A 23,884-nucleotide genomic window follows, 5' to 3' on the forward strand; every position below is an offset into this window, starting at 1 on the left:
CAAGCTCGACCACGGGCTCGAAGACCCAAGGGGCCACGGTCTACCGCGCCCTCTGCCTCCAGACCCCCGAACCCTAGCGCAGCCTTCAGATACAAGGGGGCGGACAGCCCCCCGCGGGGTCCGGGGCGGCGCCCCGGGCGATCACCCATTGCACGTAGCCGAGGTAGCTCGGGCTGAGCGCACGGGTTGCATCGCACCCCCGCCGAGGGTACCACCTCGAAGATCCCGACGCGCCTCCGACCCGCACCATGACCCTCGAACAAGACCCCAAAGACACCCCCTCCGCCGACCTCGCCACGACCCGCGCCGTCCCGTACCCCACGAGCCGGCTCGCCGCGCGTATCGACCTGGTCGACATGGCCCAGGAGATCGAAAAGGCCGATCAGGCGCTTGGCATGGTCGTCGGGGGCAAGCTCGAGGTCATCCGCGACCAGATGCGCGCGCTCCAGGAAGAGGCGCGGCGCCTGCTCGACGAAGCGCGCACCTCGGCGCGCCTCCACCGCGCGCGCTGCAGCTTCCGCAAGATCCCCGGCCGCGTTTATCACCTCTATCGGCGCAGCGAGGACGATCTTTATTTCTCGATGCTCTCCCCCGCGGAATGGGGCGGCGCGCCGCCGCACGCCTTCGAGGGCTCCTACCGGCTCGAAGTCGACATGAGCTGGACGCCGATGAATGGGACGAACGCGGAGCGCGACCGGACCCCCGAGGGCCGCGCGCTCGTGCAAAAGCTCCTCCAGGAAGGCTGAGTCCTACATTCCGTCCGCCGCCGCGACCTCGCCCCGCCCATAAATGTGCCCGATCCGGGCAAACGATTCGACGGTATAAAGCGCGCCGGCCAGCGCCAGCACCGACGCGAGCGCGAGCTCGGGCCACCGAAACCCAGCGCGACGTTTGCCTTCGAGCGCTGCGACGGCCGCGTCGAGCGTCTTTGCCCGACGCGCGGGCGAGGGCGATTGCGCGGGCAAACCGCGGAGCTTTTCGAGGAGCGGATCGTCGTCACGGCCGTTCATCGTTCACCTCATCCTATCACGGCGGCGTCTTTCCGCGCCGGTCCATCGAGCTTTTCAGAGAGCGCCGCGCGCGCCCGCGAGAGCCTTTGCCGGAAGGCCTCCGGCTGGATCCCGAGCACCTCGGCGGCCTGCTTCGCTTCGAGCCCCTCGACCCCCACGAGCAAGAGCACCTCGCGGTGGGCCATGGGCAGCGCTTCGAGCGCCTTTTCGAGCGCGACGATCTCGTCCCCCGCGTCCGGCCGCGCCGAAGGCCCCTCCGGCTCGGCGCCCTCCGCGTCGCCCACGAACCGCGTGAAGTCGAGCGCGGCCCAGCGCCGCCACGATCGGAATTTGTTTCGGGCGATCGTGAAGAGCCAGGCCGCGAGGTCCGTGCCGTCGGCGAGCCGTTCGGCGTGGCGGGCCACGGACACCCACGTCTCCTGGTGCAGATCCTCGGCCACGTCGCGGCGCCGCGACAGCCGCAAGAGGAAACCGAAGAGCCGGTCCGAGAACGACGTGTACACGACCCGCAGCGCGGCCTTGTCTCCCTCGCGCAGGCGTGCGACGAGCGCTGCTTCCTCGGCTCGGTCCATGTCGTCCCCTCGAACACGGAAGTAGCCCAGGCGTGACAGAAAAAAAATCTGTCACGTCCGCCGCCCCCCGGAGTTCTTCGTGGCATGGGGACGGCGCCTCGCCCGTCCGCGCCGAGCGAAGGAGAACGAAGGTCATGAAAGGCTTCAGTTTGTGGGCGTTTTTCGTCGAGGGCGGCTGGGGGATGTGGTCCACGCTCCTCTTCGGCGTCCTCGCCGTCGGCGCCGCCGCCTGGTTCGCGCGCCGCCCCGAGCCCCGCCGCCTCGCCTTCACGGGCGCGATGTGGCTCACCCTCGTGACCGTCACGGCGCACGCGACGTGGACGAACGTCGCCGCCGTGTGCTCGTACCTCGAAGACCCGCAGCGTGTCCCCGACGCGGAAATCACGCGCACCTTCTTCATCGGCTTGAAAGAAGCGAGCCGCCCCGGCGCGCTCGGCGGCATCTTCCTCACGCTCGTGCCGATCCTGCTCGGCGTGGGCGCGCTGCGGGGGCGCGCCTCGGATTGAGGATCAGCGCGGATCGAGCGCTCGCACGGCGCGCTCGATCTCGTCGAGCCGCGCCTTCGAGGCCTCGTAGCCGAACCGCCCGCGCACGGCGAAGGCCATCTCGTCGCGGGCCCAGCGCGTGGCAATCGCCTGGAAACGCGAGACCCCGGCGCCGCGGGCCGACGCGCGCGCGCGCTCCTTTCCCCGCGTGATCACCTTGCGGGCCACCTCGAACGTGAACACCGGCGCGCCGCGGCCGAGCTTCGCTTCGAGCCAGTGCATCACGCTCCCTTCCCAGGGTTCGAGGTAGTTGCAGCGGCCCGTGGGCTCGTCGACCCCCTCCACCGGCGACGTCCAATCGAGATGGATGTCGTCGAGCGCCGCAGGGCGCCCCTCCGGCCGCTCGACCCCGCGCAGATCCCCCTTCCCGACGCAGAAATGCGTGCCCTCTTGCAAGGGCACGTCGACCTCACGCCAGGTATCCGCGTCGGGCAGCTCCGCGCGCGCGGCCCGGAACAAGGCGCGCGGCAGGAGCTTGATCGCGGGGCGGAGCTGGTGTTCGAGCCCGCCCATGTAGGCGTCCCGCACCACGCGTTTGCCGTGTGGCCCCATGAGCATCTCGTCGAGCCGCCGCCGCATCGCGGCCGGATTCCGGTAGACGACCTTGATGCCGGCGCTGCCGCCCCACCATTGATTGCGGATCCACAGGATTTCCCGGAAGGTCGCGCCCGTGTGATCGATGCCCTCGATGCGGTGGAACAGCCGCACGAGCAGGTTCACGGCCATCGGCCCGAGGTGATCGAGCGCGTCCCACGCGGTCTTCGGCGCGGGATCCCGGAACCCGAACATCAGGTTTTGCGCTGCGCCCGCCGCGCCGGCCTGCCGGTCCACGAACGAGCGCACGATCGTCTCGCGGAGATCCTCGGGCAGCGCGGCGTACGGAGATTCGGCCGGCGGATCGGGGTGCATTCGGCCCATGATGACTCCATTCGGCCGCTCGGGGGAAACCATCGCGGATGGGCTCGTCCGGATGTGCAGGTTTGGCGCCAGACGCGCCGGCACGTCGATTGCCGACCCGAACCCCTCACATCGGATCCGCTGGGATCCGAGAAGGGAAACCATGGGAATCGGAAACCGGATCAAAGGCGCCGCGGAGGAGCTCGGTGGCAAGGCCAAGGAGGCCCTCGGCAACCTGACCGACGATGAACGGCTCCGCCGCGAAGGCATCGCCGATCAGGGCCGCGGACAGGGCCGGCAGGATGCCGAGAAGGCGGCCGAGCAGGTCGAGGGCGCGTTCGAGAAGGCCGGCGGCCGCGTGAAGGGCGCCGCGGGCGCGCTCTCGGGCGACGAGCGAAAGCAGGCCGAAGGGAAGTTCGAGGAGATGAAGGGCGAGATTCGCCAGAAGATCAACAAGTAAACGGTTCGGGGCGCCGCTCCCGCTCGGCGCGCCGGGGCGGGAGCGGCGTCTCCGTGTTCAGCGCGCGGTTTCGTTTTCGAAGAAATCCCCCGCGTACACGTACCAAAGCCCATTCTTGCCGCGCAGGAGCGTCTTTCGGAACGTGACCTCGTGCCGCTTTCGCAGCGCGAGGAAGAGCACGAGGTAGAGGAGCGCGCCGACGAGCCGGATCACGACGAACGCGACCGCGGCCACGATGTTCGCCCATTGAGGCCACGCCTGGAAGATCGCGTGCACCTCGACCTCGGCCACGTCGCCGTCCTCGCGCGCGATCGAGACGCGCTTCACCTGCACGCTTCGGATCTGCCCGTGCCCGATGCGGATGAACGTGGACGACCAGTCCTTGAGGCCAGACGGCGTGGCGAGCGAGAAGGCCCCCGAGCCGATCGGGATCTCGCCGAGGATCGGCGGAACCACGGTCTCTGCGCGCGCCGTGGGGCTGAGGCACGCCCAGGCGTACCCTTGCCGGCCCATCGTCATCGCCTTGAGGAAGCTCCGCAGCGTCGCCTCGGGGCGCGCGGGCGCTCCCCGCGGCACGATCGTGAGGTCCACGGCGACCAGCGCCACCGCGAGGATGCCGAAGAGGATCGGGAAGATGATGAGGAGGGCGAAGGCGGGATCCCGCGACGGGATCGTCTGCACCGCCAGGATCATGCTCACGATCGCGACCACGGCGAGCGCGACGAACACGACCGTCACGCCGCGCAGCCTGCCGCCGGCCTCCTTCTGGTCCACGGCGACGGCCGACGCGTCGTCGATGTGCCGATTCAGCCGCGCGAGGGCCTCGGCGATCGCGTCCGATGCGGGGCGCTTCTGCTTCTTCTTTTTCTTCGTCGCCCGCTCCCCCGGCCCGGCTTCCGGCGGCGCGTAGGGGTTGAGTTCGTCGCTCATCACGCACACCTAACCACGGTGGGCCGCGAGAGGCGAGCGCTTCGCGCGTTCCCTGCATGGGCCGGGTCGGCTAGCATGCGGCCCGGAAACCGACCCCCATGAGCCAGAACCTGGATGACGAGCGGTTTTACGTCTTCGACTGGGACGCCGTCTTCGACGTCGACGATTACCTCCACTTTTACGAGGACACGCTGCGCGCCGAGCGCACGGACCATCAGGTCGACGTCCTCGTCTCGCACCTCGGCATGATGCCCGGCATGCGCGTGCTCGACCTCGGCTGTGGCCACGGCCGGCACGCCTTCGAGCTCGCGCGGCGTGGCTTCGACGTCGTCGGCATCGACCGCACCGAGGGCTTCGTCGAGCTCGCCCGCAGCGAAGCCGAGGCGGCCCGCCTCCCCGTCGACTACCGCGTCGCCGACCTCCGCTCGCTCGACGAGGACGCCGCGTTCGACCGTGTCCTTTGCCTCTTCGACGTCTTCGGCTTGCACCGCGACGACGAGAACCTCGACGTGCTCCGCCGCATCACGCGCGCGCTCCGGCCCGGGGGCAAGCTCTGCCTCGACGTGCGCAACCGCGACTGGATGGTGCGCGCGCTCCTGCCCGTCACGATCTTGCAAAAGGGCGCGGATCTCATGATCGACCGGCACGTCTTCGACCCGCTCTCGGGCCGCCTCGTCGATTACCGCATCCTCGTGCGCGACGGCCGGACCCGCGAGGCCCGCTTCTCCGTGCGCCTCTACCATTTCACCGAGCTTCGCGCGCTTCTCGCCAGCGTCGGCCTGCACGTCACCGAGGCGTTCGGCACCTGGGACGGGGATCCGATCGGCCTCGCCCACAACCGCATGATCCTCTTCGCCGAAAAAGACGGCTGATCTAAGGCGCGGCGTCACACGCGGGCACGAGGTCCGCGCCCCCGAAGAACTCGCCCGCGAGCAGCCGCATCGCCTCGGCGTTCTCCGGCGGCCCGCACTTGAAGGGCGGGGCGGGCAGGGGTTTGCCCTCCAGCACGAGCCGTTGCTCCCGGAAAAACCGCAGCGCGAGCTCGGCCGCGTACTCGCGCACGCCGCCGCGGGGCAGGAACGCGTAGAGCCTGCCGTTCAGCGTCGTGTCCGTCGGCGCGTAGGGCAAGAGGCAACGCCGGTTGTCCTTGCAGCGCGCGACGATCCCCTCGTGCAACGCGCCGAGGGCGCGGGTCGACCACTGCTCGTGCCACGCGTCGTTCAGGTGGAAGATCTCGTGGAACAACGTGTCGCGCACGGCCTCCTCGGAGACGTTCACCGCGCCGAACAGGTTGTACCCGATGTTCTGGTTCACGGCGAACGCGCTCGGCGCGCCGCCCTTCTCGGTGTAAAAAAATCGAAAATCGAGCGGCCGATCCCGCATCGTCACGTGTTTGCCCGTGCGGGCCTCGAGCGCCGCGAAGAAGCGCGCGTACCCGCGCATCGCCGCGAGGATCCAGACGAGGTGGTCGCGGTTCTGCCCCACGGGCCGCGCGGGCCGGAGCCGCACCTTCTGCCCACGCCCGTCCTCGGTCTCCTCCTCGGGCAAGAGCCCCGCGAGGGAGCCCGTCTCCTCGTAGAGGTCGAGCGCGAGTTGTTTCGAGGGCGCGTTGTCCGCGTACCGCAGCGAGAGCAAGCAGCGCACGCGCGGCGCTTCGGTGAGTGTCTCGGGGCAAGCTTCGCGGAGTTCGGTCGTGCGCAGGTGGGTCGCGAGGAACAGGACACGTTCGGCTGCTTCGGCGCGCGCGGATTTCGGCGGTGGGGCGGAAGCGGGAGCGGGAGCGGGAGCGGGAGCGGGAGCGGGAGCGGGAGCGGAAGCGGGAGCGGGCGCGGAAGCGGGCGCCGCTGTTCGGTGGGGAGGCGGCGCGGGGGCGGGCGCGCCGCAGCCGGCTGCGGCGACGATCCCCCCGACGAGCATCCTGAGCCCTCGATCCACCTCGCTATTGTCGCGTTCTCCTGCGGAAAAGAAAAGGGTTTGCCTTTGCCGTGCCCGGTCCCTTGTCGGGCGGGCTCGCCACTTAGGGCCGGTGGATCGAAGGTCTATCCGATGGCGAAGAGGTCGGCGATATCGAGCCTGCGCTTGCGGCTTGTGATGACGTAGCGGCGCGAGTGCCTGCGCTGCGCGTGGTGGATCCGAGCCGAATACGTGGCGATGAACGCGTGGCCGTGGTGATGGGATTCAACGCACACGCGGGAGCGGCGGTGACGGTGTTCGTGCGCGAGGGCCAATGGGCGGGTGGTTCACCCTGAGCGCCGCTACCCCGGCGACAACCACGACGCGTCGGCGATCGCGGCACGCACCGCCGTGAGCAACGCCTCGGCCCCGTGCTGCAACGAAGGCACCGCGCCCACGATTGCAAGCCCCTCGACCGCCGCATGCACCTCGGCGGCGAAGCTCTCCTGCTCCTCGCGGCTCGTCATCCCCTCGTCGCGATACTCGATCTGCTGCGTGACCCTGGCAGGCAGTCCTTGCAACGCGTCGAGCACGAGCGCGAGCCGGACCGGATCGCCGCCGCAGCGCTTCGCCAGCGCCGTCGCCGCGAGCGGCCACCGCGGCGCCGTCGCGGCGAAGAACGCGAGCAGCTCCTCGCCGACCTCCTCCTGCCGCGTGAGCACGGCGATCGCCGCGTCGACGCGCGCCGGATCGGCCGTCGCCGCGGCGAGCACCGCCGGCACCGCGCCCGCGTCGCCGAGCGCAGCGCGGAGGATCGCCCGATCGTCGGCGTCGAGCAGCGCATCGTCGACGGGCACCGCCCCGCGCGAAAGCAGCCATGCGCGCTCGCTCTCCGTCCATTCTCCCGCCATCGCCACGCAACGACGCACGAACGTGTTGGCTGCCAAGCGCCGCTGTTCGACGCTCGGCAGCTCGGGCGCGTTGCTCCACACGCGCAGCGTCTCGCCCGTCCATCCGAGGCCGAGCGCCCACGACCACGGCGTCGCCCGGGCGCCGAAGAGCTCCACCGGCGGCGCCAGCGGATCGTGATGGGACAACGACCCGAGGCCGTGGCGCAGCGCGTGGAAGCGACAGGCGAGGATCGCCGCTGGCAGCCGCTCGCGCCGCGGCAATGGATTGCCATTCTCGAACCACCGCAGCAACGCGAGCTGCGCCGCCGGCACCTGCGCGCGGACCGGACCCGCAGCGGTGATCGAAAGCGCCAGCGGCTCGCTGCGCGAACGCAGCGCGCGGCCGAGCTTGCCGCGCCGCGCAGCCTCGACCGTGAGCGCCGCCAACGCGGCCGCTGCCTGCTCCGCCGGCAACGTCGCGACCGGCGCGAACGGCTCCGCCACCTCGTCGAGCAGGCGATCGATCACCTGCTGCGCGAGCGGCCGGTGCGACGGATCGGCGGCCTGCGTCATCCCGCGCGCCACCTCGGCGAGCGTCGGCGGCAATTGCAACGAGCCGCGGAACGTCGCCTCGAGCGCGTCGAGCCAGGGCCCGTCGATCACCAATTCGTCCTCGAGCAACAGGAACGCCGTGACCTCCTCGAGCTCCGCGGCCGCGACGACCGCCCCGTGCATTCGCCCCCGCTCCTCCGTCGCCGCCAGCGCGTCGCGCAGCGCGATCGACCGCGCGGGCGCGGCCGGCATCTCGTGGCCGCAGACCTCGCCCACGCACGCCTGCGCGAGCGTCCCGCCGTGGCGCGTCATCACGATCCGCCGCTTCTCCACGTCCATCCCGGCCCAGTGCAGCGCCGCCGTCCACCCCGTCAGCTCCGGCGCTCGTGTCGACTCGACCATCTCGCGCAGCGCCGCCGCCCCCGACCATGCAGGCACCAATTCGTGGAGGCGCAGCTGCACGTACTCGCTCGCCGTCGCCGCCGCGAGCCCGGCCGCGAGCGCGTCCAGGGCCGCCGACGCGCGCGCCGGCAGCCGACGCGCGAGCACCGGGCTCCGCTCGCGCAGGCGAGCGAGCGCCTCGGCGGCGCGGCAGAACAGGGTCGGCGCCCCGTCTTCTTCCTCGAGCGGCACGACATCGCCGCCATCGAACATCGCCGACCACGCGACCGGGACGAACGCCCGCCGCCACGCGAGCAGACGCGCGTCTTGCTTGCTCCTCGCGGTCGGCCGCGAGGACGATGTGATCACGAGCGAGAGATCGATGCTCACGGTTGCTCCTGCGCGGCCGCAAGATACGTCGCCGGCCTCGCCCCGTCACGCGCGGCTCATCTACCCGCCGCCGCAGCTTGTGGAGCGCCGGGACGATCCACCCGGCGAGCCTCCTGAGCCCTCGATCCACCTCGCGATTGTCGTGTTCTCCTGCGGAACAGAAAAGGGTTTGCCTTTGCCGTGCTCGGTCCCTTGTCGGGCGGGCTCGCCGCTGTTACGAGGGAGCCGTGCCCGAAGGTGATACCCTCCACCGCATTGCCAGCGCGCTCGGCCCGCGGCTCGTGGGACAGCCCGTGCGCGCGCTCGTGCTCCGGCACCAGTCGATCGAAAGGCTCGCCGGCCACCTCGTCACCAAGGTCGAGGCGCGGGGCAAGAACCTGCTCGTCTTTTTCGACGAGGGCACCGTCCTCCACACCCATCTCCGCATGGGCGGCGCCTGGCACCTTTATGGCGAGCACGAGCGCTGGCGCCGGTCTCCGGCCTCCGCCACCGCCGTGCTCGCCGTGCCCGCGCTCGTCGCCGTCTGCTTCCGCGCGCCCGTCGCGCGCCTCGTCCGCGCGAGCTTGCTCGCCGGGGATGCCGCGATCGGCAGGCTCGGCCCGGACCTCATCGCCCCCGCGTTCGACGAAGCCGCCGCGCTCGCCCGGCTTCGGCGCATGGCCGGCAGGGAGATCGGCGACGCGCTCATGGATCAGCAGGTCGTCGCCGGGATCGGCAACGTCTACAAAAGCGAGATCCTCTTTCACGAGCGGCTCGACCCGTTCGCCCCCGCCTCCGCATTCTCCGACGAGGAGCTCGCGCGCCTGCTCGTGTTTGCCCGCCGCATCATGGTCGCCAATGCGACAGCGAAACCCCATGCAAGCGGGCCCGGCGCGCACCACGGCCACACGCGGACCACCCGCGAAGGCGCGCGCCCCGGCGAAGGGCCCCTCGCCGTGTACCGCCGCGCGGGCGAGCCCTGCTACGATTGCGGCGCCCTCCTCGAAATGCGCCGCCAGGGCGAGGCGCGACGCTCCACCTATCATTGCCCTCGATGCCAGCCCCCGCGGCGCGCGGCGATCCGGGAGGCGCGCGCGTGACGCGGCCCCGGGCGAAGACCTCGAAGGGCGGCGCGCTCGCCCATTTCCACGAGGCGACGCGCACCTGGTTCCAGGGTGCCTTCCCTGGGCCCACCGAGGCCCAGGAAAAAGGCTGGCCGCCGATCCAGGCCGGAAAGTCGACCCTCCTCCTCGCGCCCACGGGCTCGGGCAAGACGCTCGCCGCGTTTCTCGTCGCGCTCGATCGATTGGTGTTTTCGGACGAACCACCGAAAGAATCGCGCTGCCGCGTCCTTTACGTCTCGCCGCTCAAGGCGCTCGCCGCCGACGTCGAGCGGAACCTGCGCGCCCCGCTCGCCGGCCTCACCAAGACGGCCGAGCGGCTCGACATCCCTTTCCGTGTCCCCACGGTCGCGATCCGCTCCGGGGATACCTCGCCCGAGGAGCGCGCGCGCCTCGGAAAACGCCCGCCCGACATCCTGATCACCACGCCGGAGTCGTTGTTCCTCCTGCTCACCTCGAATGCGCGGGAGATTCTGCGCTCCGTCGACACCGTCATCATCGACGAGATCCACTCCCTCGCCGCCACGAAGCGCGGCGTGCACCTCTTTTCGTCGCTGGAGCGGCTCGAAGCCCTGCGCGGCGAGGGGGCGCGGACCACGCGCATCGGCCTCAGCGCGACGCAACGCCCGCTCGATGAAATCGCGCGCTTGCTCGGCGGGGGCGAGATCGACGATCAGGGGAAATTCGTCCCGCGCCCCGTCACCATCGTCGACGCGAGCGCGCCGAAATCGCTGGAGCTCACCATTGAGGTGCCCGTCGACGACATGACCCGCATGGGCGAACCGGGCGAGGACACGGGGAAGGGGCCCGGCGCGGATCCCGCCGCGCGCTCGATCTGGCCGAGCATTCATCCGCGCCTCGTCGAGCTCGTCCGCGCGCATCGATCCACCATGATCTTCGCCAACAGCCGCAGGCTCTCCGAGCGGCTCGCGGCGGCGATCAACGAGGCCGCAGGCGCCGAGATCGCCGCCGCGCACCATGGATCCGTCGCGCGGGACGAGCGCACGCGCATCGAGGAGGCGCTCAAAGAAGGGCGCCTCCCGTGTATCGTCGCGACCTCCTCGCTGGAGCTCGGCCTCGACCTCGGCGCCGTCGACCTCGTCGTCCAGATCGAATCCCCGCCGAGCGTCTCGGCCGGCCTCCAGCGCATCGGCCGCGCCGGCCACGCCGTCGGCGCCACCTCGCGCGGCGTGGTCTTCCCGAAGCACCGCGGCGACCTGCTCGCGTGCGCCGCCGCCACGAGCCGCATGATCGACGCCAAGGTCGAGGCCACGTTTTACCCGCGCAACCCGCTCGACGTCCTCGCCCAGCAGATCATCGCGATCACCGCGATGGATTCAATCCACGAAGACGCCCTCTTTTCGCTCGTCCGCCGCGCCGCGCCTTTCGCGGATCTCCCGCGCGCGAGCTTCGAAGGCCTGCTCGACATGCTCTCCGGCCGTTATCCCTCGGACGAGTTCGCCGAGCTGCGCCCTCGCATCGTCTGGGACCGGACCACGGGCGCGATCCGCGCGCGGGAAGGCGCGAAGCGGCTCGCGGTCGTCAATGCCGGCACCATTCCTGATCGGGGCCTCTATGGCGTCTTCCTGGCGACGGAGGAAGCCGCCGGCAAACCCGGTCGTCGCGTCGGCGAGCTTGACGAAGAAATGGTCTTCGAGGCGCGCGAAGGCGAGGTCTTCGTCCTCGGTGCGTCCTCCTGGCGTATCACCGAGATCACGCACGACCGTGTCCTCGTCGTGCCCGCGCCCGGCCAGCCCGGCAAGATGCCGTTCTGGCGCGGCGATCGCGCCTCCCGCAACGTCGAGCTCGGGACCGAGATCGGCCGCGTCGCCCGCGAGATCACGAAGGCCGACGACGCCGCGGCCGAGCGCCTCCTCCGCGAAAAACATCACCTCGACACGCGCGCCGCGAAAAACCTCCTCCGGTACGTCCGCGAGCAAGCCGCGGCGACGGGCGAGGTCCCGAGCGACACCACGATTGTGCTCGAACGCTTCGTCGACGAGGTCGGCGACACCCGCGTCTGCATCCTCTCCCCGTTCGGCGGGCGCGTGCACGCTCCGCTCGCGAGCGCCATCGAGGAGCGCTGCCGCGCCGAGCTCGCCCTCGAAATCGAGGCCGTCTGGGCCGACGACGGCGTTGTCTTGCGTTTCCCCGAGGCCCAGGGCCCGCCCGACGCGCGCCTCCTGCTCCCCGACGCCGACGAGGTCGAGGATCTCGTCGTCCGGAGCCTCGGCGCCTCCGCGCTCTTCGCCGCGCGCTTCCGCGAATGCGCCGGCCGCGCGCTGCTCTTGCCGCGCAAGCGCCCGGGCAAACGCTCGCCGTTATGGGCCGCGCGAAAACGCGCTTCGGACCTGCTCGCCGTCGCCGCGCGGTATGGCTCGTTCCCCATCCTGCTCGAAACCTACCGCGAGGTCCTGCGCGACGTCTTTGATTTGCCCGCGCTCGTCGACCTGCTGAAGAAAATCGAATCGCGCAAGGTCCGCGTGCACGAGGTCGACACCCGTTCGGCCTCGCCTTTCGCCGCGTCGCTCCTCTTCGGGTACGTCGGCAACTTCATGTACGACGGGGATCTGCCGCTCGCCGAGCGCAAAGCGCAGATGCTCGCGATCGACCACACGCGCCTGCGCGAGCTGCTCGGCGAGGCCGAGATGCGCGAATTGCTCGATCCGGCCTCGATCGAGGTGCTCGCGTGCTCCCTCCAGCGCCTCGACGGAAAACGCCCGCTCAAGCACGCCGATCAGCTCCACGATCTGCTCCTCGCGCTCGGCGATCTCTCGCGGGACGAGATTCTTGCGCGCGCGGGGACCGAGGAAGACGGCGGCGGCGCGACGCGTGTCTCCGGGTTTCTGGACGAGCTCACGCGGACGCGGCGTATCTTCGAGGTCACGATCGCGGGCGAGCGGCGCTTCGTCGCGGCCGAGGACGCGGGGCGGTTCCGGGACGCCCTCGGTGTCGTGCCTCCGGCGGGGTTGCCCGCGGCGTTCCTCGAACCCGCGGCAGATCCGCTCGTCGACCTCGTCTCCCGTTATGCCCGGACCCACGGCCCCTTCCGCGCCGAGGACGTGGCTGCGCGTTATGGCCTCGGCGTCGGCCCCGTGCGGGTCGCGCTCGCCACGCTCATCGAGCGCCGCCGCGTCACGGAGGGCGAGCTTTTGCCCGGCGGATCCGGCCGCGAGTATTGCGAGACCGAGGTCCTCCGTTCGCTCAAGCAACGCTCCCTCGCGCGCCTCCGCGCCGAGGTCGAGCCCGTCCCGCCGGAGGCGTACGCGCGTTTCCTCGTCGAATGGCACGGCCTCACGCGCCCGCGCCGCGGACAAGAGGCCCTGCTCTACGCCGTCGAGCTCCTTCAGGGCGCGCCGCTCGTCGCCTCCGCGCTCGAAGCCGAGATCCTCCCGGCCCGCGTGCAAGGTTATCTCCCCGGGGATCTCGACGCGCTTTGCGCCGCCGGCGAGGTCGTTTGGCGCGGCGTCGAGCCTGTCGGCGATTCCTCGGGCCGCATCGCGCTTTACCTCTCGCAGGCCTATCCCTATCTCGCGCCGCCGCCCGGCAAGGCCGAGGGCGCGATGGCCGCGCGCGTGCGCGAGACGCTTTCGCGGCGGGGCGCCGTCTTTTTCGGTGATCTCCTGCGCGAGACGGGCGGCTTCGGGCACGACGTGCTCGCGGCCTTGTGGGAGCTCGTCTGGGCGGGCGAGGTCACGAATGACACGCTCGCGCCTTTGCGTTCCCTCGGCCGCGAGGAAAAACGCGGCGGACGGCGGCACCCGAGCCGCGGGGGGCTTTTTGGCGCGCGCCGCGCGGGGCCTCCCGGAAGTGAAGGCCGCTGGTCCCTTTTGCCTTTGCCTTCCCTTGGGGAAAAGGGTCCCAGCGAGACCGAGCGCCGCGCCGCGCTCGCGCGAACCCTCCTCGATCGACACGGCGTCCTCACGCGCGAGGCCGCGCATGCCGAGGGCCTCGTGGGTGGTTTTTCCGCCGTCTACGATGTCCTCCGCGCCATGGAGGAGGCCGGGCGGGTTCGTCGGGGGTATTTCGTCGCGGGCCTCGGCGCCGCGCAATTCGCGCTCCCCGGCGCGGACGACAGGCTCCGCTCCTTCCGTGAGCCTTCCGCCGAGGGCCCCACGTTGGTCCTCGCGGCCTCCGACCCTGCGAATCCTTTTGGCGCCTCCGTGCGCTGGCCGGGCGACGACGCCGAGCCGGAGAGCGGGAATCGTGGCGCGGCGCGGCCCAAACGAGCGGCCGGCGCGCGTGTCGTCCTCCACGATGGCCGATTGCTCGCCTGGATGGGCAAAAGCGAGCGGGGGCTCCTCACGTTCCTCCCGCGCGACGAGCCCGAGCTCCGCACCGAACGACGCGCGCTCGCCCGCGCGCTCGCCGACCTCATCGACGAAGGCCGCGCGCGGACCGTCCTCCTCGCCACGGTCGACGGCGAACCCACGGCCCGCTCGCCGCTCGCGGACGCCTTGAAAGAAGCGGGATTCGTCGCGACGAGCCAAGGGTTTCTCAAGCGGCGCGCCGCGGCCGAGGCGTCCCCCTCGCGGCCCTTCGGCGCGCCCGGCGGCTGGGGGCGGCCGTGGTCGAGCCAGCGCGCCGCGGCAGCGCCCACGCCGGAAGCCGGCGCACACGCGCCGGTTTCTGAGGACGACGACGGTGATCTCCTCGACATCGACGACGAGCTCGACGGCTGACGGCGGCGCCGGCGCGCACGGAACGGACCTCATCAGGCGTTGATCCTCACGCCGCCCGTGCTGTACGTATCGGCATTCCATGAGCACGAGCACGCCGAGGATATCCGGGGGGGATTTCACGGACTGGAAGATGCTGGGTACACACGGGTACCGCATCGAATCGACCGATATCTTCCATGTCAGGTTCGCGGGCAGCGTCGATGGGAGCACGATCGAAACTTTCTACGACCTCCAGGCGGCGTATGCCGCGACGATCGGCCGGCCCATCTCCCTCCTCGTCGACATCACGAAGTTCGGCGAGTTCTCCACGGAGGGGCGCAAGCTCTCCACGGCGCTCGATCCCACGGGCACCATCGCCGCGACGGGCATCTACGGCGGCACCTTCCGGCAGCAGATGGTCATGAACATGCTCACGCGGGCCGGCTCCCTGCTCCGGCCCTGGCTGCCCCCCTTGCAGTTCTTCGCCCACGAGGCCGAGGCGCGCGCATTCCTCGACGCCTGCCGCGCCGATCGTAACGCCCGGGAAGCCTAGAGCATCGATTCGATGCTCGGCGAGAGCGCGAGGCGAGCTCGCCTCGGGGGGTGAATCGGCCTGGCTTTGCCTGGCCGAGGAAATCAGCCCTGGCAAAGGTCCTGCGCCAACGGCTTTCGTTGGGCCATGCGTCCGATCCGAGCGCGGCGGGCCTTGCGCGGTCACGCCCAGCCGATCCGCGAATGCCTGTGACATGCTACGCTCCGCCCGTGCGTCAAGCGGCCCCCCTCCTCGCCCCGCTCCTCGTGCTCGCGTGCGCGAGCGCGAATCCGCCCTCCAGCGCGAAGCCCGCGGACAAGCCCCCCACGCCCGCCCGGGCCGACCAACCCGCGCCCGCGCCTGCGCCCAGGTCCCCCGCTTTCACGATGACGAAGGTGATGGTCCCCATGCGTGACGGGGTGAAGCTCGAGACGGTGATCGCCTCGCCCGTCGACGCGAAGAAGCCATTGCCCGTGCTCTTCATACGCTCGCCTTATGGCATCCCCGAGGACGCCTCTGACCTGGAAAACCCCGGGATAGACGCGTTTCGCGCAGACGGCTACATCTTCGCGGCCCAGAACTGCCGCGGGCGCTTCGGCTCCGAGGGGACGTTCGTCATCACCCCGCCGCCGCACGACCCGGCCGACCCGCGCGGCGTGGACGACGCCACCGACGCGTACGACTCCATCGAATGGTTCGTGAAGAACGTGCCCGGCAACAATGGCCGCGTGGGGATGATGGGCACCTCGTACGCCGCATGGACGGCCACCATGGCCCTGCTCGAGCCGCACCCCGCATTACGAGCGATCGTCGAGGAGGCCTCTCCCGCCGACGAGTTCACCGGCGACGACTTCCGGCACAACGGTGCATTCCGGCTGGCCTATGGCTTCGAGTACGTCGCCAGGATGGAGACGAGCAAGGAGGCGAACACGGTCTTCTCGTACGGCCGCTCCGATCTCTACGATTTTTTCCTCGACCTCGGGCCACTCGCCAATGCCGACGCGCGGCATTTTCACGGCAAAATGCCGACCTGGAACGATTTCGTCGCGCACCCGAACCTGGACGCGTTCCTCGAGCGGCGCGCGATCGTGTCGCACCTGCGCAAGGCGACGATCCCCATCCTCAACGTCGCGGGCTGGTGGGATCAGGAGGATTTTTACGGGCCCTTCGGCATCTACGCGACGCTGGAGAAAAGCGACGCCGCGCGTAAGAACCACCTTGTCGTGGGCCCCTGGAACCACGGCGGATGGGGCAGCCCCGGGCGCAAGCTCGGACCCGTGGATTTCGGCAGCGACACCGGCGTGTATTACCGGGACAAGATCGTCATCCCCTGGCTCGCCCATTGGCTCCACGACAAACCCACCGAGGACCAGCCCGAGGCGACGATCTTCGAGACCGGCACGAACCGCTGGCGCACCTTCGATCGCTGGCCGCCCGAGGCCGGCATCACCAAGAAAAAGCTCTACCTGCGCGCGGGCCGGGCCTTGTCGTTCGAGCCGCCCACGGAGACGGGCCGGGGCGCCGCCGACAGTTACGTCTCCGATCCGCAGAACCCGGTGCCCTTTGTCCCTCGCCCGATCCAGCCGCTCTTGACGGGCAGCCAGTGGCGGACGTGGATGGTGCAGGACCAGCGCTTCGTCGATCACCGGCCCGATGTGCTGAGCTTCTCGACGGGCCCGCTCGACGCGGATCTCACGGTGGCCGGCAATATCGTCGCCGAGCTCTTCGCGTCGACGTCGGGCACGGACAGCGACTGGATCGTGAAGCTCATCGACGTCTACCCGGAGGGCGATCCGAAGCCCCCGCCCGAGGCTCCGGCGGACGGTGAAAACAACGCCGAGCCGGCCGCCGACATGCGCGGTTATCAGCTCATGGTCGCGAGCAGGGTCCTGCGCGGGCGCTTCCGCGACAGCTTCGCCAAGCCCGCGCCCCTCCCGCCCGGCAAGCTGCTGCGTTATGCCATCGACCTCGAGACCCGCGCCCACACGTTCCGCAAAGGGCACCGGATCATGGTGCAGGTGCAGAGCACCTGGTTCCCGGTCCTCGATCGCAATCCGCAGCGCTACGTGGACAGCATCTTTGCGGCGAAGGCGTCCGATTACGTGGCCGCCACCCAGACGATCGCGCGCTCGCGCGAAGCGCCCTCGGCGATCGTCCTGCCGGTCATGTCGCCGTGACGCTTCCCCCAGCGCCGGCCCACGTGGTGAACATGGTGCCGGCGCAGAGATGCGCCGTGGTGTGCAGGATGTCTTCGCGAGGCGCCGCGCACGCCGTTATGTTGGCCCAGCTCGCCATCGTGGACGAAAGAGTTTTCTCCGATTCACCCGAAGAGGAGAAAGAAAATATGTCTGCGTCCCACAACGGCATCCACCTGCCCGACGGCTACGACCTGACGACCGCCCAGATTTGCTCGTTCCTCGTCAACGTCGCCTCCAATATGTGCGCGCAGTGGCTCGCCGCGAACAAACCCGCGCCCTCCGATTTCGTGTGGAAGGCGGACAACGTGTGTTCCGTGACGCGCGACCGATTCAAGGTGGAGGATGTCGAGTTCGGCAAACTCATCTGGAGCACATTCCAGTACGGCAGCAGTCAGACGGAACCCTTCTGTTTCGTTGCCACCTACAAGGGCGAGAAGTACCTCGTCTTCCGGGGCTCTCAGTCGGGGGCCGATTTCGGCATGGACAGCGAGTGCAAGCTCACGGACTATGCCGCGCCTACCTCGGCGCCTACGAGCGGCCTGCAGGTCGAGGCCGGTTTTTACGCAGTGTACAACGGCCTGCTCGAGAGCTTGAAAGACGAGCTCGCGTCCTTGAAGGGGACGCTCACGGTGACCGGCCACAGCCTCGGCTCGGCGCTGGCGACGCTCGCGGTGCCGCTGGCAAGATCACTCGATCTATCGGTCCAGATGTACAACCAGGCCAGCCCTCGCGTGGGAAACGAGGCGTTCGCCGCGTATTACAAGGACCTGATGATCACCACGTACCGGCTCGTCAACACCGCCGACTCGGTCCCCAAGAGCCCTTCGGGGGCCTATGTGCACGTGGGCACCGAGGTCGACTTCACCGCGGTGTACGACGGGAAAGAAGCGAACAAGCATAACGCCTGCTGCTCCTACTCGTACGCCATCTTCAATCCCAAGGCACCGGTCAACCCCAATTTCGACGCGTGCATGTCGGATTGAAGGCCGCGATCTAGCAGGCTGTTGATAAACTTGCTGCGCGCCCTGGATCGTCGGTCGTCGTCCTCGGAATACTCTCGTATTCCTGCGTCCTCCTCCCTAGCTCCAGGGCGCTCGCGGCGTTTCTCAACAGCCTGCCAAAGCGCCGACCCGTTCGGCGCTCTGCGAGAACGCGAAGCGAGGAGAGCAGCGGCGTCAGCAGCCGGTCGGGACGGCCGGCAGGATCTGCGTGCCGGTGAAGGACTTGAACTTGCGCGAATAGGTCAGGCTGTCGGGGTCGACCTTCCAGGTGTCGATGCGGTCCACCGTCTTCGGCAGGATCCGCGCCGCCCAGCTTCGGCCGGCCTGGCACTCCGCGACCGGGCTGCCGATGAGGACGCCGGTGAGCTTGTATGCGGTCGAGAGCGTGCCATTCCCCGAGAATTGCGCGTAATCGTAGAACACGGGGGATCCGCTCTGCCCGCCTTCGCCGTCGTTGTCGACGTAGAGCACGCCGCTCAGGTTGATGTCGGTCGGGTCCAGCCAGCGCCCGAGGAAGCTCTTGCGGCCGGTGTCCCAGAGGGTCCCGGAGACCTTGTCGGTGCCCGGATAACCAATGGACTGCGACTCCTCGTTCTGGAGAGTACTCCAATCGGTGTACCCGTAGGGCATCGGCTCCGCGTCCACGGGCGCGTCGTTCAGGAGCACCACCGCGTAATCCCAGGCCTTGTTGTCGACGGCGATGGACGTATTGTCGTACTCGCCCGGGACCGTCACGCTGCTGATGTACTGCGTTCCATAAGGTCGCCTGCACGTTTCCCCGGGCAACCCGATGCCCCCCCCTCCCGACGGCGGGACGCTGGTCTGCCCGAGCGAGAACGAAATGGGGCCCTGCCGGAAGGTGTTGGTCCCTGCGGTGAAGAAACAATGCGCCGCCGAGAGCACCACGTTGCTGCCGATGAGCGTCCCGGAGCAACCATTGCCGAACCAGCCCACCTGCGAAAAGGGCTTGACGCCCTCCGTCGACGCCGTGCGCTGGGTGCGATCGTCGCACCCGATGATCATGTGACTGGCGTCGCATTGGTTCAGGCAGAGCGTGAAATCGAGGGGCGAGGTCTCGAGGGGCGTCTCGAGCGTGGTCTCGTCCTCGCTCGTCACGACGTCCTGATCGTCGTCGTGGGACGCGCCGGGATCTCCGCAGGCGGCGAGAAGGGCGGGCAGCAGGAGCGAGAAGAGGTGCGTTTTCGAAGCCATCGTGTCCTCCAGGGTGGTGCGGATCCCCCAAAGCATCCCGTATGCCACGGCGTCCCTGCCGCGGATATGGCCTGGTTCGCGCATCAACGTTTCGCCCCGGCGCGCCTGCGCTGTGACGCGCGCATGACGGGTGTCATGCGCGTGTGACACGCGTGCATGCTCGGCGCGGGCGTTTCGTCATGGGAGCGTGACGCTCGGCCCCTCGATCGGCTACGAGGACGCGCCGGCCATCGTGAGGGCGAATGAGCGATACGTTCGCAACGGGCGACCGAGCATCGCGACGAGTCGCTCGGCGGCGCCAGGGGCGCCGAGCACGCCTTCGCGAAGGATGCCACGGAACACGAGCTTCAGATCATACGCCCCCGCAGCCGGCATCACGCCGCGCATCCGTTGCTCCACGGCATCGAGATCGTCCCCCTCGTAGGTGACGTTCTCGCCGAGCACGTCGGACCACACCCGAACGATGCTCTGCCCCGTGTGCGTCTCCGGGCCGACGACCTCGATCACCTCGGTCGGGAGGGGCGCGGCCGATCGCTCGCGTCGCAGGAGCTCGAGGGCCGCGACCTCGGCGACATCGACCAGGTCCACCATCGTGATGCCGACGCTGCCGAGCGGGGTCGCGTAACGATGGTGCCTGGTAATCGCATCCTTCAACGAAACGTCGTTCTGGAAGACCGCGTTCGGCCTCAGAATCGTGGTGGGGAGGCCGATCTGCCGGATCGTCTGCTCGGCCGCGAGCTTTGCGGCCGCCCTCGACGCGTCGGTAAAGCGGTCGACCCCCATCATCGAGAGGTAGACGACGCGCTGGATCTTCGCCTCGTCGATCAGGCTGAGGGTGAGGAGCACCCTGGCCAGCTCGTCCGCGACGGCCGGGTTCAGGACGAACACCGTGCTGGCCTCGCGGAGCAGACGGCGCATGAGCTCAAGATCGAAGATGTCGCCAATCACCTCCTCGACGCCGGCGGGCGCCCCACGTGGAGACGGCTCACTTCCGAATGCGCGGACCTCCGCACCCCGCCTCGCCAGCTCCTCGACCACGTGAGAGCCGATCATTCCCGTACCGCCGATCGCCAGAATCGCCATGAGTTCCTCCGTGACGTCTCAGGACGCACGCCGCGTCCCGAGTCGCACGTTGAATGTTCCTGCCGTCGCGTGATAGTGGCTGCTTTGGCTCTCGGCGTTCCACGGATGGCACACCCATGGACCTTCTCGCTCTCGTCGCCTTCCACGATATCGTCGGCCACGGCGGCATTGGCCGCGCGAGCCGTGCCACGGGGCAGCCGAAGACGACGTTGTCGCGTCGCCTGAGGGAGCTGGAGGACGCGCTGGGGGTCCGGCTCGTCGAGCGTGGTCCCAAGACGTTCCGGCTCACGGAGGAGGGCGTGATGCTCCACCGGCAAACCGGCGGCTTGCTGGCCGAGATCGAGGACGTGGGCCAAGCCCTCGCCGGCGGGCTCTCCCGTCCGCGCGGACCCCTGAGGGTGAGCGTGCCGGGGCTGTTCGCAGACCTCTACATGGGCCAGATCGCAGCGCGTTTCGTGGCTCGTTATCCCGAGATTGCTCTCGAGGTCCTGAGCGAGAACCGGATGATCGATCCTCTGATCGAGGGCGTTGATCTCGTGGTGCGCGTCAATCCGCATCTCGACGAGTGCCTCGTCGGGAGGATCGTCATGCGAGAGGAAACCCTCCTCGTCGCGCCGCCATCCCTCGAGAGGCCCCGAAGGCGAGCCGGCGACGAGGCGAGTATCGGCGTGCCAGCGATCCTCCTGCCGACGACGGCAGGAATGCCGGTGTGGCGCGTCGAAGGGAAGAACGGGATCGAGGCCTTCACGCCCGTGCCTGTCCTCAGGTCGTCCTCGGTGTCGATGGCGTGGCAGGCCGCTCGCAACGGGGCGGGCGCCGCGCTGCTGCCGGGCTCGCTCGTCGATGCGGACCTGCTCTCGGGCAGGCTTTTATGCTGGGGTCGCGTCCCCGAGCGGCGGACCGAGATCTGGGTGCTCTACACATCGCGGAGGTTGCTCAGCCCGAAGGTGTCTGCCTTTGTCGAGCACCTCTGCGCTGCTTTCCCGCACCAGCGCCCCCCGAGGTCGGAAGAAAGCTAGGACCCATCAGCGCTGGAAGCGCGCGGCGACGCCGTCGGCGAGATCGGCGCCGGCATCGCAATCGCGACGGTGCGCCACCGATCCTCGATGCGCTCGCCCTTCACGTCGAATGCGCATCGTGCCGAGCCAGGTGAAGGTCCTCGTCCTCGCGGGTTAGGTGAACTCGACGAAACAGAGGTCGCTGGTTCCGGACGGACGCCGCCGCGGAGACAACCTCCCCGCCACGCTCGCGCTCGCCGCGGCGTCGTTCCCGTCACCGCCGGGCCACATAGCCTCCGTTTATCGCTCTGATAGAAGCATCGTATTGGCGGTGCCCGGTCTCGGGCGCATGCTTCCGCGGGCATCACGGCAACCCCTACGAGAGAAGACGGAGGATCCCGTGCTGCGGCGCGCCTTCGTGGCCTCTCCGAGATAGGCAGGTATGGGATGGCGAAGCGTTCGGTGCTCCTCGGTGTGGTGGCAGGCTCGGTGATGTTCGGCGGCTCGGCGCTCGCGTCGACGGCGCAGGACGCGATGGTGCCGCCGGAGGCGACGTTCATGTACGGGCTGCCGTACGCGAGCCTCGGCTCCGACGGGCCCTATGTGGAGTCGGGCGCGATCTACAACGATGCGCCCGTCTACACGAAGGCCGGGCCGGGCGGCCTCACGTGGTCGCTCTACAGGCGCGCGGACGGGCGGTGGTACGTCGACTTCAATGACGTCTCGGAGGACTGGGACGGTACCATCGCCTCTACCTCGAAGGCGCAGGCATTCCCCTGGTCGACCTCGGCGTGGGCCAAGGGTCTCGTGTCGTTCAGGACCCAGCAAGTGTATGTCGGCGGGATCCCTTATCCGCAGATGGGCTCCACCGGCGACTACGTGTTCTCGGGCCGGATCCACAACAGTGCGCCCGTCTACACGAAGGCCGGGCCGGGCGGCTCCACGTGGTCGCTCTACAAGCGCACGGACGGGCGCTGGTACGTCGACTTCAACGACGTCTCGGACGACTGGAACGGCACGGTCGCCCATACCTCGCAGGCGGCAGCGTGGCCGTGGCAGGCGAGCTGGAATGGCTCGACCGCGTTCGCCTTGATCACGAAGACAGTCTACCTCTACGGGACGGCCTACTCGAACCTGGGGAGCGAAGGGGAGTGGGAGCTCAGCGGCGCGGTCTACGGCGGCAGGCCTGTCTATCAGCGGCTCGTCGCGGGCACCCCATGGTCGCTCTACCGGCGCGCAGACGGGCGCTGGTACGTCGACTTCAACGACATCTCGGACGACTGGGACGGCACGTTGGCCTCCGCCGCCTCGGCCTCGAGCTGGCCATGGGAAGCGAGCTGGAGCGGGGACGTGCTCTGCTTCCACCAGGACAGCGTCACCGCCGCGGGGGCGCCGTATTCTACCCTCGGCTCGGCGGGCACCTATCTCTTCGCGGGCACGATTCACGGCGGTGCGCCCGTGTACGAGCGCCAGAGCGACAGCCTCACCTGGTGGCTCTACCGGCGCGCAGACGGCCGATGGTACGTCGACTTCAACGACGTCTCGGAGGACTGGGACGGCACCATCACCAGCACGAACAGCGCCGCGAGCCGGCCCTGGTCGGGCACCTGGAAAGGGGCCACGACCGTGAGCCAGAACCTGGACGAGTGAGGCTCCCCGCCGGGGACGCCAAAGGGGGAGCTTCCTCGGGAGTAGCCTCCGCCGGATCGCTCCGGAATCCTCCGTTTTGCTTCCGTCGGATCGAGCGCTGCGCTCGTTCCGGGAGGGGGTCGTTCGAGCATTCCCGAGAGCGCTGTGGCCGCCAGCGTCGAGCCGCCGCTCAGCTCGCCTTCGCGGGAGCGGGAGCGGAGGCGGGAGCGGGAGCGGGAGCGCTGGCGGGAGCGGGAGCGGGAGCGCTGGCGGGAGCGGGAGCGGGAGCGGAGGCGGGAGCGGGAGCGGGAGCGCTGGCGGGAGCGGGAGCGGGAGCGCTGGCGGGAGCGGTGTTCAGGGGATCCCGCTCGGGGACGGCCAGCCTACCGTCGTGCTCGGCCTCTTCAAGGCCATGCCGTGCTCACCGTCCTCGCAGCACTGCGTGCTGCTCCGGGCGGCTCCGCGCGGTGCTGCGCAGCCTTGAAGAGGCCTGCGCGCGACGGTGGGGGACGGGGGTCCCGGCGATTGGGTCGTCGGGCGGAGGTTCTTTATGCTGAGGATTTACGAAGTGATTTTGGCGATGGCTGCGGACGCGGCGGGCATTGCGGAGCAGATCGAACGACGGGATTCCGATCTGGCTCGGCAAATGCGCAGGGCCACGCATAGCGTCGCGCTGAATGTGGCGGAGGGAATGGGCAATCACGGCGGGACGAAGCGGCAGCGCTACGCCTCCGCTCTCGGCTCGGCAAGGGAAGTGCTCGCTTGCGTCCAGGTCGCCCAGGCCATGCGGTACATCGGCGCCGTCGACGCGCAGGCGCTCGACCGAATGGACCACGTCATCGCCACCCTCGGCCGCCTCGTCTACCGCCGCGCATCGTAAAACGAAGGGCGGGCCGTCCTTCCTTCAGGTCGGCCCGCCCTTTCCCCCAGGATCACGGCCCCCATTCCAA

The 23,884-nt window shown here is 69.4% G+C and carries 20 protein-coding genes; 12 read left to right on the plus strand and 8 right to left on the minus strand.

From position 1 onward, the window contains the following. The first annotated feature begins 248 nt into the window (after positions 1-248). Positions 249-746 (plus strand): DUF2452 domain-containing protein, encoded by a 498-nt coding sequence (locus QHF89_RS44760; protein ID WP_136973117.1) that lies wholly within the window; start codon positions 249-251, stop codon positions 744-746. Positions 747-749: 3 nt separating this feature from the next. On the opposite strand, the gene QHF89_RS44765 is transcribed toward QHF89_RS44760, so the two are convergent. Then, positions 750-1,010, minus strand: a complete 261-nt coding sequence (locus QHF89_RS44765) for a hypothetical protein (RefSeq protein WP_136973118.1) — start codon at positions 1,008-1,010, stop codon at positions 750-752. An 8-nt stretch (positions 1,011-1,018) separates the two neighbouring features. Then, positions 1,019-1,582 carry an RNA polymerase sigma factor gene (locus QHF89_RS44770; protein WP_136973119.1) on the minus strand — a complete coding sequence of 188 codons (564 nt, stop codon included), beginning with the start codon at positions 1,580-1,582 and terminating at the stop codon, positions 1,019-1,021. Between the two features lie 134 nt (positions 1,583-1,716). Here QHF89_RS44770 and QHF89_RS44775 point away from each other — a divergent pair, with 134 nt between their 5' ends. Further along, positions 1,717-2,088 carry a hypothetical protein gene (locus tag QHF89_RS44775; RefSeq protein ID WP_136931642.1) on the plus strand — a complete coding sequence of 124 codons (372 nt, stop codon included), beginning with the start codon at positions 1,717-1,719 and terminating at the stop codon, positions 2,086-2,088. Positions 2,089-2,091: 3 nt separating this feature from the next. Here the strand turns inward: QHF89_RS44775 and QHF89_RS44780 are convergent, their stop codons facing one another. Beyond that, positions 2,092-3,045, minus strand: coding sequence for a hypothetical protein (locus QHF89_RS44780; RefSeq protein WP_136973120.1), 954 nt, complete (start codon positions 3,043-3,045; stop codon positions 2,092-2,094). A 142-nt stretch (positions 3,046-3,187) separates the two neighbouring features. Between QHF89_RS44780 and QHF89_RS44785 the strand changes: the two genes are divergently transcribed. Next, a complete protein-coding gene (locus tag QHF89_RS44785; protein ID WP_136973121.1) occupies positions 3,188-3,484 on the plus strand; it encodes a CsbD family protein in 297 nt (98 codons plus the stop codon). A gap of 57 nt (positions 3,485-3,541) precedes the next feature. On the opposite strand, the gene QHF89_RS44790 is transcribed toward QHF89_RS44785, so the two are convergent. Further along, complete coding sequence (locus tag QHF89_RS44790; RefSeq protein WP_136973122.1) at positions 3,542-4,414, minus strand: hypothetical protein; 873 nt, start codon at positions 4,412-4,414, stop codon at positions 3,542-3,544. 98 nt (positions 4,415-4,512) lie between these two features. On the opposite strand from QHF89_RS44790, the gene QHF89_RS44795 reads away from it, so the two are divergent. Continuing rightward, entirely contained in the window at positions 4,513-5,286 is a 774-nt protein-coding gene (locus tag QHF89_RS44795; RefSeq protein ID WP_136973123.1) for a class I SAM-dependent methyltransferase, read from the plus strand. A gap of 1 nt (position 5,287) precedes the next feature. Here the strand turns inward: QHF89_RS44795 and QHF89_RS44800 are convergent, their stop codons facing one another. Both QHF89_RS44800 and QHF89_RS44805 read right to left on the minus strand, forming a co-directional pair. Next, entirely contained in the window at positions 5,288-6,058 is a 771-nt protein-coding gene (locus tag QHF89_RS44800; protein ID WP_136931637.1) for a hypothetical protein, read from the minus strand. A gap of 611 nt (positions 6,059-6,669) precedes the next feature. After that, positions 6,670-8,520 (minus strand): hypothetical protein, encoded by a 1,851-nt coding sequence (locus QHF89_RS44805; protein ID WP_136973124.1) that lies wholly within the window; start codon positions 8,518-8,520, stop codon positions 6,670-6,672. Between the two features lie 227 nt (positions 8,521-8,747). On the opposite strand from QHF89_RS44805, the gene QHF89_RS44810 reads away from it, so the two are divergent. The 5 genes from QHF89_RS44810 to QHF89_RS44830 all read left to right on the plus strand — a co-directional run bounded on the left by QHF89_RS44810 (position 8,748) and on the right by QHF89_RS44830 (position 17,994). Beyond that, the gene (locus tag QHF89_RS44810) at positions 8,748-9,599 is read left to right on the plus strand and encodes an Fpg/Nei family DNA glycosylase (RefSeq protein WP_284721765.1); all 852 of its coding nucleotides are present in this window, start codon (positions 8,748-8,750) and stop codon (positions 9,597-9,599) included. After that, positions 9,554-14,302, plus strand: a complete 4,749-nt coding sequence (locus QHF89_RS44815; RefSeq protein WP_136973126.1) for a DNA glycosylase AlkZ-like family protein — start codon at positions 9,554-9,556, stop codon at positions 14,300-14,302. Before QHF89_RS44810 ends, QHF89_RS44815 begins: the two co-directional genes overlap by 46 nt. Before the next feature lie 79 nt (positions 14,303-14,381). Next, on the plus strand, positions 14,382-14,834 hold the full coding sequence (locus QHF89_RS44820) for a hypothetical protein (RefSeq protein ID WP_136973127.1): 453 nt from the start codon (positions 14,382-14,384) through the stop codon (positions 14,832-14,834). A gap of 209 nt (positions 14,835-15,043) precedes the next feature. Then, positions 15,044-16,990: a CocE/NonD family hydrolase gene (locus tag QHF89_RS44825; RefSeq protein WP_284721767.1), complete on the plus strand. Its 1,947-nt coding sequence runs from the start codon at positions 15,044-15,046 to the stop codon at positions 16,988-16,990. A gap of 167 nt (positions 16,991-17,157) precedes the next feature. Further along, a complete protein-coding gene (locus tag QHF89_RS44830) occupies positions 17,158-17,994 on the plus strand; it encodes a lipase family protein (protein WP_284721768.1) in 837 nt (278 codons plus the stop codon). A 192-nt stretch (positions 17,995-18,186) separates the two neighbouring features. Here the strand turns inward: QHF89_RS44830 and QHF89_RS44835 are convergent, their stop codons facing one another. Then, positions 18,187-19,224 (minus strand): trypsin-like serine peptidase, encoded by a 1,038-nt coding sequence (locus tag QHF89_RS44835; RefSeq protein WP_284721769.1) that lies wholly within the window; start codon positions 19,222-19,224, stop codon positions 18,187-18,189. A 210-nt stretch (positions 19,225-19,434) separates the two neighbouring features. Then, entirely contained in the window at positions 19,435-20,307 is an 873-nt protein-coding gene (locus tag QHF89_RS44840; RefSeq protein WP_136973131.1) for an SDR family oxidoreductase, read from the minus strand. Between the two features lie 116 nt (positions 20,308-20,423). On the opposite strand from QHF89_RS44840, the gene QHF89_RS44845 reads away from it, so the two are divergent. The 3 genes from QHF89_RS44845 to QHF89_RS44855 all read left to right on the plus strand — a co-directional run bounded on the left by QHF89_RS44845 (position 20,424) and on the right by QHF89_RS44855 (position 23,814). Continuing rightward, positions 20,424-21,326, plus strand: coding sequence for a LysR family transcriptional regulator (locus QHF89_RS44845; protein WP_136973132.1), 903 nt, complete (start codon positions 20,424-20,426; stop codon positions 21,324-21,326). Positions 21,327-21,752: 426 nt separating this feature from the next. Next, positions 21,753-22,955, plus strand: coding sequence for a hypothetical protein (locus QHF89_RS44850; protein WP_136973133.1), 1,203 nt, complete (start codon positions 21,753-21,755; stop codon positions 22,953-22,955). Positions 22,956-23,484: 529 nt separating this feature from the next. After that, the gene (locus tag QHF89_RS44855) at positions 23,485-23,814 is read left to right on the plus strand and encodes a four helix bundle protein (RefSeq protein WP_284721770.1); all 330 of its coding nucleotides are present in this window, start codon (positions 23,485-23,487) and stop codon (positions 23,812-23,814) included. Positions 23,815-23,884 lie beyond the last annotated feature (70 nt).

Source organism: Polyangium sorediatum (genome assembly GCF_029946465.1).
Taxonomy (GTDB): Bacteria; Myxococcota_A; Polyangia; order Polyangiales; family Polyangiaceae; genus Polyangium; species Polyangium fumosum.